Annotated in this window: 10 protein-coding genes; 9 read left to right on the forward strand and 1 reads right to left on the reverse strand. The window is 62.9% G+C overall.

Going from position 1 to position 13,859, the window contains the following annotated elements; all coding sequences use genetic code 11:
- Positions 1–81: 81 nt before the first annotated feature.
- The gene (locus tag AACT07_RS06185) at positions 82–1,476 is read left to right on the forward strand and encodes a PepSY-associated TM helix domain-containing protein (protein WP_069526934.1); all 1,395 of its coding nucleotides are present in this window, start codon (positions 82–84) and stop codon (positions 1,474–1,476) included.
- 75 nt (positions 1,477–1,551) lie between these two features.
- Here the strand turns inward: AACT07_RS06185 and AACT07_RS06190 are convergent, their stop codons facing one another.
- The gene (locus tag AACT07_RS06190) at positions 1,552–2,457 is read right to left on the reverse strand and encodes a 1,4-dihydroxy-2-naphthoate polyprenyltransferase (protein ID WP_026034945.1); all 906 of its coding nucleotides are present in this window, start codon (positions 2,455–2,457) and stop codon (positions 1,552–1,554) included.
- Between the two features lie 208 nt (positions 2,458–2,665).
- Here AACT07_RS06190 and AACT07_RS06195 point away from each other — a divergent pair, with 208 nt between their 5' ends.
- The 8 genes from AACT07_RS06195 to AACT07_RS06230 all read left to right on the forward strand — a co-directional run bounded on the left by AACT07_RS06195 (position 2,666) and on the right by AACT07_RS06230 (position 13,839).
- On the forward strand, positions 2,666–3,988 hold the full coding sequence (locus AACT07_RS06195; RefSeq protein ID WP_069526935.1) for an isochorismate synthase: 1,323 nt from the start codon (positions 2,666–2,668) through the stop codon (positions 3,986–3,988).
- Between the two features lie 32 nt (positions 3,989–4,020).
- Entirely contained in the window at positions 4,021–5,766 is a 1,746-nt protein-coding gene (menD, locus tag AACT07_RS06200) for a 2-succinyl-5-enolpyruvyl-6-hydroxy-3-cyclohexene-1-carboxylic-acid synthase (RefSeq protein WP_069526936.1), read from the forward strand.
- Positions 5,726–6,523: a 2-succinyl-6-hydroxy-2,4-cyclohexadiene-1-carboxylate synthase gene (gene menH, locus AACT07_RS06205; RefSeq protein ID WP_069526937.1), complete on the forward strand. Its 798-nt coding sequence runs from the start codon at positions 5,726–5,728 to the stop codon at positions 6,521–6,523. Before menD ends, menH begins: the two co-directional genes overlap by 41 nt.
- Positions 6,516–7,376: a 1,4-dihydroxy-2-naphthoyl-CoA synthase gene (gene menB, locus AACT07_RS06210; protein ID WP_005354934.1), complete on the forward strand. Its 861-nt coding sequence runs from the start codon at positions 6,516–6,518 to the stop codon at positions 7,374–7,376. Before menH ends, menB begins: the two co-directional genes overlap by 8 nt.
- Positions 7,376–8,305, forward strand: coding sequence for an o-succinylbenzoate synthase (gene menC / locus AACT07_RS06215; RefSeq protein ID WP_069526938.1), 930 nt, complete (start codon positions 7,376–7,378; stop codon positions 8,303–8,305). Before menB ends, menC begins: the two co-directional genes overlap by 1 nt.
- The gene (gene menE / locus AACT07_RS06220; RefSeq protein WP_069526939.1) at positions 8,298–9,725 is read left to right on the forward strand and encodes an o-succinylbenzoate--CoA ligase; all 1,428 of its coding nucleotides are present in this window, start codon (positions 8,298–8,300) and stop codon (positions 9,723–9,725) included. Before menC ends, menE begins: the two co-directional genes overlap by 8 nt.
- Positions 9,726–9,944: 219 nt before the next feature.
- Positions 9,945–12,704, forward strand: a complete 2,760-nt coding sequence (locus tag AACT07_RS06225; protein ID WP_069526940.1) for a collagenase — start codon at positions 9,945–9,947, stop codon at positions 12,702–12,704.
- 187 nt (positions 12,705–12,891) lie between these two features.
- Positions 12,892–13,839, forward strand: a complete 948-nt coding sequence (locus tag AACT07_RS06230; RefSeq protein ID WP_069526941.1) for a SanA/YdcF family protein — start codon at positions 12,892–12,894, stop codon at positions 13,837–13,839.
- The last annotated feature ends 20 nt before the right edge of the window (positions 13,840–13,859 follow it).

Raw genomic sequence — 13,859 nt, forward strand, 5'->3', positions numbered from 1 at the left:
AACGAAACGTTACTGCTATTATCCGCGCCGCCACAAACATTCCACCTGCCGAAAGGTTTGGCACCTCAACAAGGATGTACAATGAAAAACAGGGACTCGAGTCATTACCAACGGATCTGGCGCTGGCACTTCTACGCCGGTCTCTTTGTCGCCCCTTTCCTGATCCTGCTGTCACTGACCGGGATCGTCTATCTGTTCAAACCCCAGCTCGACAACCTGATGTACCCCGAGCTGATGAAGGTCGCCCCCGCCAGCCAGACCCTGAATACCGACCAGCTGCTGGCCAAGGCGATGATGACCATGCCCGATGCCAGCCTGCGTAAATACCTGCCGCCTGCCGCTCCCGACCTGAGCGCTCAGTTCATCGTCAATCAGGGGGATCGCGAGCTGACTCTGTTTATGGATCCCGCCAGCGGCGCCCTGCTTGGCACCATGGATAACAAGTGGAATCTGCAAGCGGTGGCCCGCTCCCTGCACGCCGACCTGCTGCTCGGCACCACGGGGGATCGGCTGATCGAACTGGCTGCAGGCTGGGGGCTGGTACTGCTGCTGAGCGGCCTCTACCTCTGGTGGCCACGCAAGGGGCCCGGGGTGGGCGGCATCCTCTGGCCCAGAGTGAGCCAGCGTGGACGCCTCTGGTGGCGCGATCTGCACGCCGTGGTCGGCTTCTGGGGCGCCGGTTTCCTGCTGCTGTTACTGCTGAGCGGCATGACCTGGACCGGTTTCTGGGGCGACCAGTTTGCCGCGGTCTGGAACCGCTTCCCCGCCGCCATGTGGAACGAGGTGCCCAAATCGGCGCCGCTGGCCCGCAGCCTGAATCAGGCCCACGAGCAGACCGTCCCCTGGGCGGTGGAGAACACCCCTATGCCCAGCTCGCAGCCTGTAGATGAGGGGCACGATCACGGAGCCATGAACCACGGCGAGCACGAGGGAGTGGTGATGGCGAGCCAGCGCATTGCGCTGCAACGGGTGGTCGAGATCGCCCATGAGCGGGGAGTCCAACCGGGTTACAGCATTACCCCGCCGGTCGGCGCCACCGGTGTCTATACCATCGCGATCTTTGCCGATGATCCGCGCAACGATGCCACCCTGCATATCGATCAATACAGTGGCAAGGTGCTGGCCGATGTGCGCTGGCAGGATTACGGCCCGGTCGCCAAAACGGTGGAGAGTGGCGTCATGCTGCACATGGGCAAGCTCTACGGCTGGCCCCACCAGCTCGCCATGCTGCTTATCTGCCTGATGGTGCTGGCCAGCGCCGTGAGTGGTCTGTGGATCTGGTGGTGCCGCCGTCCGCAGGGCCGTCTCGCCGCGCCGCCGCTGCCTGCCAAACTCCCGCCGATGCGCGGTGCCATCGCCCTGCTGATCCTGCTGGGGATCGCCTTCCCGCTGGTGGGCGCCTCCATGATCGCCATCTGGCTGCTGGATACCCTGATTTTCTCCCGCAGCCCTCTCAGGGTGGCACGCGCCAGCTAAACCGGCCAAAACCAAAAAGGGCTCCCATATCGGGAGCCCTTTTCATTGTTCGCCTTGGCGAGCCGCGACCAGCTGTCAGGAAAGCGCCAACCCGATGGAGAGCAGCAGGCTGAACAGAAACGCGCTGATGGCGGTCTTCTTGAGAGCGCCGGTCAGCACCTCGCCATCGTAGCTTTCGCGCAAGGTGCGGGCCGCATCGCTAAGAGGCTTCATGGCGGGCAGGAAGATCCACGGCCAGAAACTGGCGGGCTGGATCAGGATAAAGGCGATGGTTGCCAGCAACGCCGCCCCCAGCAGTACCCAGTGATAGGCAATGGCGCGGTTGCGGCCAAGGCGCACCGCCAAAGTGATCTTGCCGCTGGCGGCGTCTGTCTCGATGTCGCGCACATTGTTGATATTGAGCACGGCGGTGGCCAGCAGGCCACAGGCGGTGGCGGGCAGCAGCAGATCCCACTCCAGCGTCTTGGTGAAGAGGTAGTAGGAGCCGAGCACCCCTAGCAGGCCGAAGAAGAGGAACACCGAGATATCGCCAAACCCGCGATAGCCGTAAGGGGTCTTGCCGACCGTGTAGGTCACCGCCGCGACAATGGCCGCGCCACCCAGCACCACAAATGCCAAAATCTGCAGCCACTGGCCGCCGAAGGCACAGCCCAGCAGCAGCAGGCCACTGGCCACCGCCGCCAGCGCAGTCAGCCCCATCGCCACGCACATCTGCTTTTTGGTGATAAGACCGGAGACCACCGCCCGCTGCGGGCCGATCCGCTCACCGTTGTCAGCGCCAGAGACCGCATCGCCGTAATCGTTGGCCAGATTGGAGAGGATCTGCAGCAGGATGGCGGTCAGCAGGGAGAGCGCCATGATGGTGCCATCGAAGGCACCACGACTGGCAGCCAGCCCCGAGCCCAGCAGGATAGAAGAGCAGGCGAGCGGCAATGTTCGCAAACGCGCCGCCAGCAACCAAACAGAGAAGGTATTTGTCATTTTGTGATGGCCAAACAATCGGATATTGATCGTGTTAAGGGTTATCGAACCGGATTTGGGTATACTTGGCCCCGGAGAGTGAAGCTCCCGCGGGCGATTTACATGGACGAATGGGCAGATAATATATAGGAAATCATCGCCCTTTGGCATAAACCTACGGCATCCAGCTACCGGATCGCTCGTTACTACCCGGCTCAGACAAGAATCCATGTTGGCTCAGACCCATATCAAGCAACAACTGGACGCCCTGCGTCACAGCAACGTCAGCGGCTTCGTACGGTTGCGAGTGGCGATCGAAATCCGCTCCTTTCTGGGCTGGCTCGCGGCGCAAACCCTCTATCCCCGCATCTACTGGCAGGCCCGTGGACAAGCTCGTCCCGAGTATGTCGCGCTGGGCGCCATCCATGAACTGACCGAACCGCACGCCATCAAGCAGGTGTGCACTAACACAGCCAACCAGCATCATGACGACAGCCCTCGCTACTATGGCGGACTGGCGTTCGATCCGGCCCAGTCCGGCTGGCAAGGGTTTGGCCCCTGCCGTTTCGTGCTGCCCCGCATCGAGCTGGTGCGCCGTGGCGAGTGCGTCAGTCTCTGCCTCAACCTCTGGCTGGATGAAAACAATCTCGAGGCCGAACTGCAGGCGGCCGAAGCCGCCCTTGATGCCCTGCGCCCGGAAGCCCCGCTGCCCGCCCTGCAAAAGCAGCCCTGGCAGCGACAGGATTGCCCCGGTCCCGCCCAGTGGCAGACGCTGGTGGAGCGCGTCACCGCCCCCGATTTTCAGGCCCACACTCCCAAGGTGGTGCTATCGCGGGAGAGCGTGCTGACCAGTCCGAACCATGATGCGGATATCAATCCCTGGGCCATGCTCGACCAGTGGGCCCGCCACGCCCAGGACTGCTTCCACTTCGGTTTTCAATTCTCCCCCGAGCAGGCCTTTATCGCCTGTTCTCCCGAGCGGCTCTACCGCCGGGAAGATCGCCACCTCTTTACCGAGGCGCTGGCGGGCACCATTCGCCGCTCCGGCGATGAAGAGGTGGATGCCCAACTGGCCGCCGAACTGCTGGCCGACAGCAAGAACCGGCTGGAGAACCGACTGGTACACGCCGACATCCTAAGCCGTCTGGCACCCCTGACCCACGATGCCACCCTGACCGAGCCGCGCATTCTCAAACTGCGGCTGCTGCAACACCTCAAGTGCGATATTGAGGCCGAGCTCAAGCCCGGGGTCTGCGACTGGCAGTTGCTCGACGCCCTCCACCCGACGCCGGCGGTGGGCGGCGCTCCGCGCGAGGCAGCGCTCGCCTTTATCCGAGAGTTCGAACCCTACGATCGGGGCTGGTACGCCGGAGCCTGCGGCATGCTGAGTCGGGAGACGTCCGAGTTCTCGGTCGCCATTCGCAGCGCCCGTATTCAACCGGGCAGCGTTACCCTGTTTGCCGGTGCCGGCATTGTCGCCGGTTCCGAGCCTGTCGCCGAGTGGGCCGAACTCGACAACAAGATCGCCAATGTGCTCTCCCTGCTGGGATAGTCATTCACCCTTTTCACGCTACGAGAGCCCCTATGCCCACCCGTAAAGAGCCTGCCAGCGAAGAGTTTGCCTGCACACCGTTTTCGAGCCAGCACGCCACCTTCAACCACGTCTGGTCCTCCCTCTTGCTGGAGGAGCTCTTTCGCCTCGGGGTGCGCGACATCGCGCTGGCCCCCGGCTCCCGCTCCGCGCCGCTGACCATGGCGGCGGCCGCCCATCAGGGCTTTCGCCGTCACCTGCACTTTGATGAGCGAGGTCTCGGCTTTATGGCGCTGGGGCTGGCCAAGGGAAGCAACCGGCCGGTGGCGGTGATCATGACGTCGGGCACCGCGGTAGCCAACCTCTGGCCCGCCGTGGCAGAGGCCCAGCTCACCGGCGTACCGCTGATTATTCTCTCCGCCGATCGCCCTCACGAGCTTATCGACAACGGCGCCAATCAGGCGATCGACCAGCAGGGGATCTTCGGCCGCTACCCCGTCTATCAGCAGAACCTGCCGAGCCCCACCCCGACTATTCCGGCGGCGTTTGTGCTGAGCTCGGTGGATCAGGCGCTGGCCAAACAGGCGCTCACCCCCGGGGTGGTGCACTTCAACTGCATGTACCCGGAGCCCCTTTACCCGGGGGAGCACTATCAGGATTTCTCCGACTATCTGGCCCCCCTCGGTGACTGGCTCGGCTCGCACAAGCCATGGAGCCCGTGGCAGCAAAACGAGCCGACCTGCCCACCTCAGGCGGAGTGGGAAACCTTTCGGCAACAGCGCGGCATCGTTGTAGCTGGCCGCATTACCGACCCGAATCAGGCACAGGCCGCCGCCGCGCTGGCGGAGCAACTCGGCTGGCCGCTGCTGGCGGATCTGCAGAGCCAGATCCGCTTCGATAGCCGCAACCTCATCCATATGGATATGGCGCTCAACGACCCTGAATTCGTCGCCGAGCTGGGCCGCGCCGAGGTACTGCTGCAATTTGGCGCGCGGCTTGTCTCCAAGCGGCTCGGTCAGTTCATCAAGCACCATTCATGGCAGGATTACTGGCTGGTGGATCCACAACCGGCGCGGCTCGATCCCGATTACCGGCTGCGCAACCGGCTGCTCTGCAGTGCCAGCGCCTTTGCAGTGGCTCATCCGGTCACCCCTCGGGCCCCCTGGCACCGGCTGGCCGAGCTGCAACACAACGCCAGCCAGCAGATCGCCGCGGCCTGCGAGGGTTTCTCGGAGCTCGGAGTCTGCCATCACCTCAACCGCCTGATCGAAGGACAACTGTTTGTCGGCAACAGCATGCCTGCCCGACTGATGGATATGCTCGGTGACACGGGCAAGGGGCCGAGCCGGGTGATGACCAACCGCGGTGCCTCCGGCATCGATGGCCTGATCGCCACCGCCTACGGGTTTGCCCAGTCGAGCGACCAGCCAACAACCCTGCTGCTTGGGGATCTCAGCGCCCTGCACGATCTCAACAGTCTCGCGCTGCTTGGCAAGGCGAGCCGACCGCTGGTGGTGATCCTGCTCAACAACGATGGCGGCAGCATCTTCCGCATGTTGCCAGTGCCCACCGAAGGGGCGCTGCTGGAGAGCTACTACCGGCTGCCCCACGGCCTCGGTTTTGAACATGCCGCCGCCATGTTTGGCCTCGCCTATCGCGCGCCGACCACACTGGCCGAGTTCGAACGCGATTACAGCGCCGCCCTCCAACATGGCGTTACCTTGATCGAGATCCGGGTACCGAGCGAACAGGTGGCCGATGATCTCAAGGCACTGGGGGCCGCCATCCGTGGCAAATAAATATGCCAATGTGCCGCTGGTGCTGCTGCACGGCCTGCTGGGGGATAGCGGCGACTGGCAACCGGTGATCGACCGGCTGCCCGCCATCCGCTGTATCGCCCTCGATCTGCCTGGTCATGGCCAGCATAGCGCTCTCAACGTCAGCGACTTTGAGCAGAGCAACCAGTGGCTGGTCGCCGAGCTGGCCAGCCGCCACATTGAACGCTATCTGCTGGCGGGCTACTCGCTGGGTGGGCGACTGGCCCTCTATCACGCCAGCCGCGAGCCAGCCGGGCTGCGGGGGCTGCTACTGGAGAACTGCCACCCGGGGCTACCAGACAATGAACGGGCCGCCCGCATCCAGCACGATGAACAGTGGGCGCGGCGCTTCGAGCAGGACCCCCTGGCTGACGTGCTGGCTGACTGGTACCTGCAAGGGGTGTTTGCCGATCTTGACGATGCGGCCCGGGCCCGCCAGATCGCCCACCGCCTTGGCAACGACGGCCTGGGCATCGCCACCATGCTGCGCGCCACTTCGCTCGGCAAGCAGCCGGATCTCGCCCCCTGGCTCATGGCGAGCCAGCTGCCGGTCACCTGGGTGAGTGGCAAGCGGGATCACAAATTCCATCAGCTGGCTTGCCAGCTGGCGAACCAAAATCGCAGAATCAACCACTTGGTGCTGGATGGCGGCCATAATCTGCACGCCCATCAGCCTGATAACTTTGCCCGACTCCTCGCGGAGTGGGTCAACCAACAAGAAGAGACGAGTCATGATTGAAGCAATGACGGAAGCTGAACTGTATGCACCTGTTGAATGGCAAGATTGCTCCGCCGGTTACGAGGACATCCTCTATCACAAGTCCAACGATGGCATTGCCAAGATCACCATCAACCGTCCCCAGGTGCGCAACGCCTTCCGCCCCCGCACCGTCAAAGAGATGCTGCAGGCGCTGGCCGATGCCCGTTATGACGATCAGATCGGCACCATCATCCTGACCGGTTTTGGCGAGAAAGCCTTCTGCGCCGGCGGCGACCAGAAGATCCGTGGCGACTACGGTGGATACCGGGATGACGAGGGGACTCACCACCTCAACGTACTCGACTTCCAGCGCGACATCCGCACCTGCCCGAAACCTGTGGTTGCCATGGTGGCCGGTTACGCGGTCGGTGGCGGCCACGTGCTGCACATGATGTGTGACCTGACCATCGCAGCCGACAACGCCCAGTTTGGCCAGACCGGCCCGAAAGTGGGCTCCTTCGACGGCGGTTGGGGTGCTTCCTACATGGCTCGTATCGTCGGCCAGAAGAAGGCCCGCGAAATCTGGTTCCTCTGCCGCATGTACGATGCCCAGCAAGCCCTCGACATGGGTCTGGTCAACACCGTCGTACCATTGGCCGAACTGGAGCGTGAAACCGTGCGCTGGTGCCGTGAAATGCTGCAAAACAGCCCGATGGCGCTGCGTTGCCTGAAAGCCGCCCTCAACGCTGACTGTGATGGGCAGGCGGGCTTGCAGGAGCTGGCGGGCAATGCCACCATGCTCTTCTACATGACCGAAGAGGGTCAGGAAGGCCGCAACGCCTTCAACGAAAAGCGTCGCCCCGACTTCTCCAAATACAAGCGGAACCCCTGATGACACTAGCCCTGTATCGCTATCAACTGCCTTTTACCCAGCCACTGACCTTTCACGGCAAGGTGGAGGTGGCGCGAGAGGGGCTGTTGGTGCGCATCAACGACGGCTGGGGGGAAATTGCCCCCCTGCCCGGCTTCTCGAAAGAGAGCCTGCAACAGGCAGAGGCAGAAGCTCTTGCCACGCTGGCAGCACTGGCCGCCGGCGACACCCCGAACCCCGTGCTGCCGTCGGTGCAATTTGGCCTCGACTGCGCGCGCCGGACATGGCCCGAGCAGCGCAACCCGCTGCCGGAGCCCTATCCCCTCATTCAAGGCTCCCCCCAGGAGCTGCTTCGCAACTGGAAAGAGTGGCTGCACCGCACGCCTGGCAAGGCCAAGCTGAAGGTGGCGCGCTACCCGATGCGTGACGAGCTGGCGCTGATCCGCCTGCTGTGCGACCGCCTCCCCTCCCTCAAGCTGGTGCTGGATGCCAACCAGGGCTGGACTCGCGAGGAGGCGTGGACCTTCTGCGGCCACCTCGACCCGAATCGCATCGAGTATCTGGAAGACCCTTGCGCCGACTTTGCCGACATCGCCTTTGTCGCCAACCGCACCGGCATGCCGGTGGCGCTGGACGAACTGCTGGCACAAGGCAAGCCGTGGGAACCGATCCCGCAACTGCGCGCGCTGGTGCTCAAGCCTACCCTGCTCGGTTCACTCGCCAACTGCGAAGCCCTGATCGCCCGCGCCCGCGAACTGCGGCTCAAGGTGATCATCTCCTCCTGTTTCGAATCGGATCTGGGACTGAACCAGCTCTTTCATCTGGCAGGCGAGTGGGCACAGGAACAGGCGCCGGGGCTGGATACCCGCCGCTGGATGGCAGGCAACCTGCTGGGGGAAGATGGCAAACCGGATCTGAGCCGACTGGAGCAACTGTATTACCGTGATTGACCCCTCCCGTTCACCCGAACAGACACCTTGCCCGGTACGCCACCGGGCAATCTCAGCCCCGAACCGCATTGCCATCCACGCCGCCTCGCCTCTCAGTTATCGCCAGCTCGATGCTCGCCTCAACAGCCTGTGCCAACAGCTGGAACAAGCCGGAGTGCGTCGTGGCGCTCATCTGGCGGCGGTGGTGCGCGGTGCGCTGGAAGATGTGCTGCTGGCGTGGGCCTGCGTGCGCAGCGGCGTGGTGTTCTGCCCGCTCAACCCCGCCTTTCCTCTCGAAAAGCAGCGCGAGCTGGCGGTACAACTCGATGCCGATGCCTTCTGGTCGGCAGGGGAGATCCCGGCAAGCAACTGGCAGCCCCTGCAGCTCGACTTCACGCGCGAACTGCCAGCAAGCGAGGAAACATGGCCGCTGGCATCGACCCAGCTCAACAACATGATCCTCACCTCCGGCTCCAGCGGCACACCGAAAGCGGTGGTGCACCGGCTCTGCAACCACCTTACCTCGGCGCGCGGCTCTGCCACCCTTATTCCCCTCGATGAGGCCTGCGGCTGGCTGCTCTCCCTGCCGCTGTTTCATGTGGGCGGCTACGCCATCCTGTTTCGGGTCTTTCTGGCGGGTGCCACGTTGGTGCTAGACGATCGCAGTCAGCCGCTCAAGGCGCGGCTTGAACAGCAGCCCATTACCCATCTCTCGCTGGTGCCGACCCAACTCTGGCGCCTGCTGGCTGAGGGTTTTGATCCCGCCCGTACCCGCCTGCGCGAGCTGCTGCTCGGTGGCGCAGCCATCCCGCAACCGCTGGTGAAGCGCCTCTGCGCCATGGGGCTCGAACCCAAGGTGAGTTATGGTCTCTCCGAGATGGGCAGTCAGGTCTGCACCGCTATCCCCGGCGATGCGGGTGTAGTTGGCAAACCGCTACCGGGACGGGAAGTGTGCATCAGGGAGCAGGAGATCTGCGTGCGCGGCGCCACCCTGTTTGCCGGTTACTACCGAGATGGCGAGCTGGAACTGCCCCTCGATGACGAAGGCTGGTTTCATACCCGCGACAAGGGGAGGTTCACTGCGGCAGGGGAACTGCTGGTAGAGGGACGGCTCGATAACCTCTTTATCTCGGGTGGCGAAAACATCCAGCCCGAAACCATCGAGCAGCGACTGGTAGATCATCCCGCTGTCGCCCAGGCGCTAGTGGTGCCTGTACCGAGCGACGAGTGGGGGCAACGCCCCGCCGCCTTTATCGACTGGCACGGCGAGCCGGCTCCCTACTCCGAGCTGGCAGCCTGGATCCGCAACACCCTGCCCGGCTTTATGGTGCCCGACCACTGGCTCCCCTGGCCCGATCTTGGCGGCAATCTCAAGCCCTCTCGCCAACTGCTGGGCAAGGTAGCCCGACAACAGACCACTCGGGCACGACAAGCTGAATGAGATCGGACTCACAATTTCCCGATCTTCTTTGAAAACAAAAAAAGAAACATGTGAGTCCTCACTGCGGCGCCAACCCACGATATCTCGATCAGACTCAAAAAGTCACCATCTTATTGATTTATCTGATTTTTAATTGGCAATTGATATCCCTTTGGAACTGTTTAAATTGCCTTGCGATTACTCGCAAGACAATACACAAACAAGAACAAAGGGATAAAAATGAACCGTTCAGGTACCGGGTGGCTGCTGCTGGCAGGCCCCCTGCTTTTGGCTACATCCTCGGCGCAAGCCAACTACTCCCCCAATGACTGGCGACAGTATCAGCTGACTGGCGAATCGAGCCGGCAACTGGCCGCGCGCATCACCGAGATCACCTACGAGCTCAAGGCGCGCAGCAGCAATGCTCCTTACCAGCAGCTTAGGGTCTACCGTCGCTTCGACTGGCAGAGCAGCGATCTCGCCGCACTGGCCGAGCAACAGTGTGGCGAGCCGCAGCTCAAGGTAGATGCGGGCTGGCAGATCCGCTTCGTGCGCTGTGAGGATCGGATTCCGGCGGGCAAGCTCATCCCCGCCAGCAGTTATGACTTTGGTTATGGCCTCAAGCAGGGTCGCTGGGAGCAGCTGGCGGGCACGCCGACCGCCCAGCGGCAGGATCGTCTGCCGCTGCCGCAAGCCATCATCCTGGGTCAGAGCGAAAGGGAGCTGGATCGCTGCGAACTCAACGCACAGGGCCGCTGCACCGAGTCGGAGTGGCACTATCAGCCGCAGGATTGGCAGCAGTTGCAGGTACTTGAAGAGACCCCGAGCGAGCGGGATGGCCGGTTGGAGCAGATCTTTTTCCGTCTGCAACCGGTGGCAGGCAGTCAGGCTGCCGCTCAGGTCAGCGAGATCCATGTCTGGCGCCGCTATCAGTGGCAGCTGGATCCGCTCACGCCTCAGCAGGAGTGTGATGAGCCGCAGGAGCGCAAGGAGGGGAGCAACACCATCCGCTATCGCATCTGCCGTCAGGTTATCCCCGCAGGCAGCGAGGTTCAGGTAACGCTGCAAGATAGCGGCTACCAATACCCGGTCGCCGGCGGCGAGTGGCAGCCCCTGCCAGAGAGCAAAGAGTGGCAGGAGAGTCGGGTGCTCAATCGCCCCATCGTGCTGGCCAGCAAGGAGGAGCAGCTGGAGTGCCACCGCGCCAACGGTCGTCTCTGCTCCGAGCCAGAGCAGCCCGATGTGGATCTGCTCGACAGCGATGCCGCCAAACTGGTGGCCGACGTGAGCGGCCAGAACAGTCCTGCCTGGCAGGCGGATTACGGCCACGATGATGCCAAGCTGATGGCGGTGGTGCGCGGCATGCGTGCCCTGCTGGCGGCCAACCAACCGACCCATCCGGCAATGGACAAGCTGCTCTACTATGTGCGCGCCCACAACTACCACGGCGGCGTTGGCAAAGAGAGTGATCAGGCCGCCCGGGCACTGGCCGGGGTGATGATTGATCTGCTCAACCACCCATTGCTGCTGGGTGCCGAACCGCAGGATCAGGCTGGCACAGTGCTGGAAGCCTGGAGCGTGGCGGCGCAGGGACAGCTTGGGCAAGCCGCCTTCCGCCAGAGTGCCGCCCCCATGCTGGCCCAGCTCAACCAGGCGCTCGGCTATGCGGTGCAACATGCGGCGCAGATCAATGGCCACAAACCCTGGGCCGACGGCCTGTTCGAGCTGCTCAATCTGGTCGATCAGAGCGCCTCTTACGGTCAGCAGGCTGACTTCAGCGCAGCTGTGCTGCAACAGGAGGCGGCATTGCGCCAGAGCCTGCTGCAACTGGGCCTGAGCGAGCTGGCCCTCTGGAAACAGCGCGATGGCTCACGGGATCTGTTTATCTTCAACAACATCCTCGATGCCCACAGCCGCCTCTATCAGATGATGCGCTACCTCCATCACACCAGTCCGGATAAGGCGATTGCCTATCGCCAGCAGCTGGATCGCGATGTCATCGCCATCATGCGCCAGCAGGGGCTGATCCCGGGTGGCCAACATCCGGCCGCCATGCTGGAAGAGGTCTCCCTGACCCTCTCCAGCTACTACCTCACCTACACGGATCGCACCAGCGAAGCCTGTGTCAGCGGCGAGTTCGCCGGGCTTTGTACCCCGATCCGCATGGAAGATATTCTGCCGTTCGAGCACACCTGCTCACCCACCCTGCGTCTGCGCGCCCAGGATCTGACTCAGGCTCAGGCCGAAGGGATCTGCCGTGAGCTGGGTGATGAAGAGCAGCGCTTCCACCAGCAGATGGAGACTGGCTGGCAACCGGTGGCCGATGATCACAACGAAGCGCTGGAGCTGGTGATCTTCAACTCCTCCGCCGACTGGGGCCGCTACGGCAGCGCGCTGTTTGGTGTCTCCACCGACAATGGCGGCATCTATATCGAGGGGGATCCGGCTCGCCTCGGCAATCAGGCCCGCTTCTTCGCCTATGAGGCAGAGTGGAAACGCCCCGCCTTCCAGGTGTGGAACCTGCGCCACGAGTACGTTCACTATCTGGATGGCCGCTTCAACCAGTACGGCAGTTTCGGCCACTATCCGCTCAACCGCACTACCTGGTGGGCCGAGGGGATTGCAGAGTACATCGCCCACGGCCAGTGCTTTGCCCGGGGTCTGGATAACGTGGCAAACCGCCCCGCCGACCAGCGCCCGACACTGGCGGCGATCCTCCACCTTGACTACGAGCAGGGTGGCGAGATGGTCTACTCCTGGTCCTATACCGTGCACCGCTTCCTCAACGATACCGGTCGCGGCGCCAGCTGGCTGACGCTGGCACAAGCGCTGCGCAATCCGGATCGGCAGCAGGCGATGAGCGACTTCGAAGGAGAGCTGGACCGGCTGATCGCCAACGACAGCGACGCCTATCAGGCGTGGCTAGCCCGGGATCTGCTGCCCTGGTGGCAAGCCAACAAGGAGTCAGACGCCTGCAAGGGTAACGACTCTGCCCACTGATAAACCTTCACCTAACAGAGGGGCTGCCACCGCAGCCCCTCGCTTTATCCTCCCGCTCTCCCGGCCTCTGCTGCGACAACCTCTGCCCGAATGAGGTGCCCGCCCGTTATCAAGCCTGACGCCAGCGGCCAAGTTGTAATAGAATGCCGATAGCCACTCCCAACTTCAGACCCTGACCGCACCGCGCATGAAGAAGTTTGCCAAGATCCTCCTAGCCTGCCTCGTTTTGCTGCTGGCCCTGATTGCCATGCTGCTGGGCTACAGCGAGTGGATCGTCTCGGATGCCCGTCACTACACCTACGATCAGGTGGACAAGGTGCCCTACAACCGGGTTGCAGTGGTGCTGGGTACCTCCAAATATCTCTCCGGTGGCGGCCCCAACCACTACTTCAAATACCGTATCAAGGCGGCGGCCGAGCTCTATAACAATGCCAAGGTGGACTTCATCATCGTCTCCGGTGACAACGCCACAGTGCAGTACAACGAGCCACGCCAGATGCGCCGCGCCCTGATCAAGGCGGGTATCCCCGCCTCCGCCATTTATATGGATTTCGCCGGATTTCGCACCCTCGACTCAGTGGTTCGCGCCAAGGAGGTGTTCGGCCAGGAGCGCTTTACCGTGGTCTCCCAGGGCTTTCATAACGAGCGGGCCATTTTCATCGCCCGCCATTTCGGTATCGATGCGGTCGGCTTCAATGCCGAGGACCCCAGCGCCTATCAGGGGATCCGCACCCGGGTGCGGGAAGTCTTTGCCCGCCTGATGGGGCTGCTCGACCTCTATGTACTGGACAAGGGGCCCAAGTTCCTCGGCGCTCCTGTGCCCATCGGTTTGCCTGTGCCTTGCCAGTCACTGAGCACCATCGGCAGCCTGCAACCCTGCCTCAAACAGCCCAAACCGGCGGTGGATGAGGCAAAGCCAGCGGCAGTATCTGCCGCGGTTGCCACCGAGTCGGCTACTCCATCTGCCTCGGCCGTGACTGAACAAGTCACTCCTGCTTTATCCGCAGCGGCAGCCACTGAGCCGGTCACTCCCACCAAACCCGCGGCAGAAACCACCGCCGAGATGCCCAGCGCGGCCTTGCCCACATTGCCGATGGCCCCTTTAGCCGCCAGCGTCAGCACAGCCACACCATAAACAGACGACCCGCCAACTGG

Origin of the sequence: Aeromonas sp. ANP5, assembly GCF_963870295.1 — a bacterium.
Classification (GTDB): Bacteria; Pseudomonadota; Gammaproteobacteria; order Enterobacterales; family Aeromonadaceae; genus Aeromonas; species Aeromonas veronii.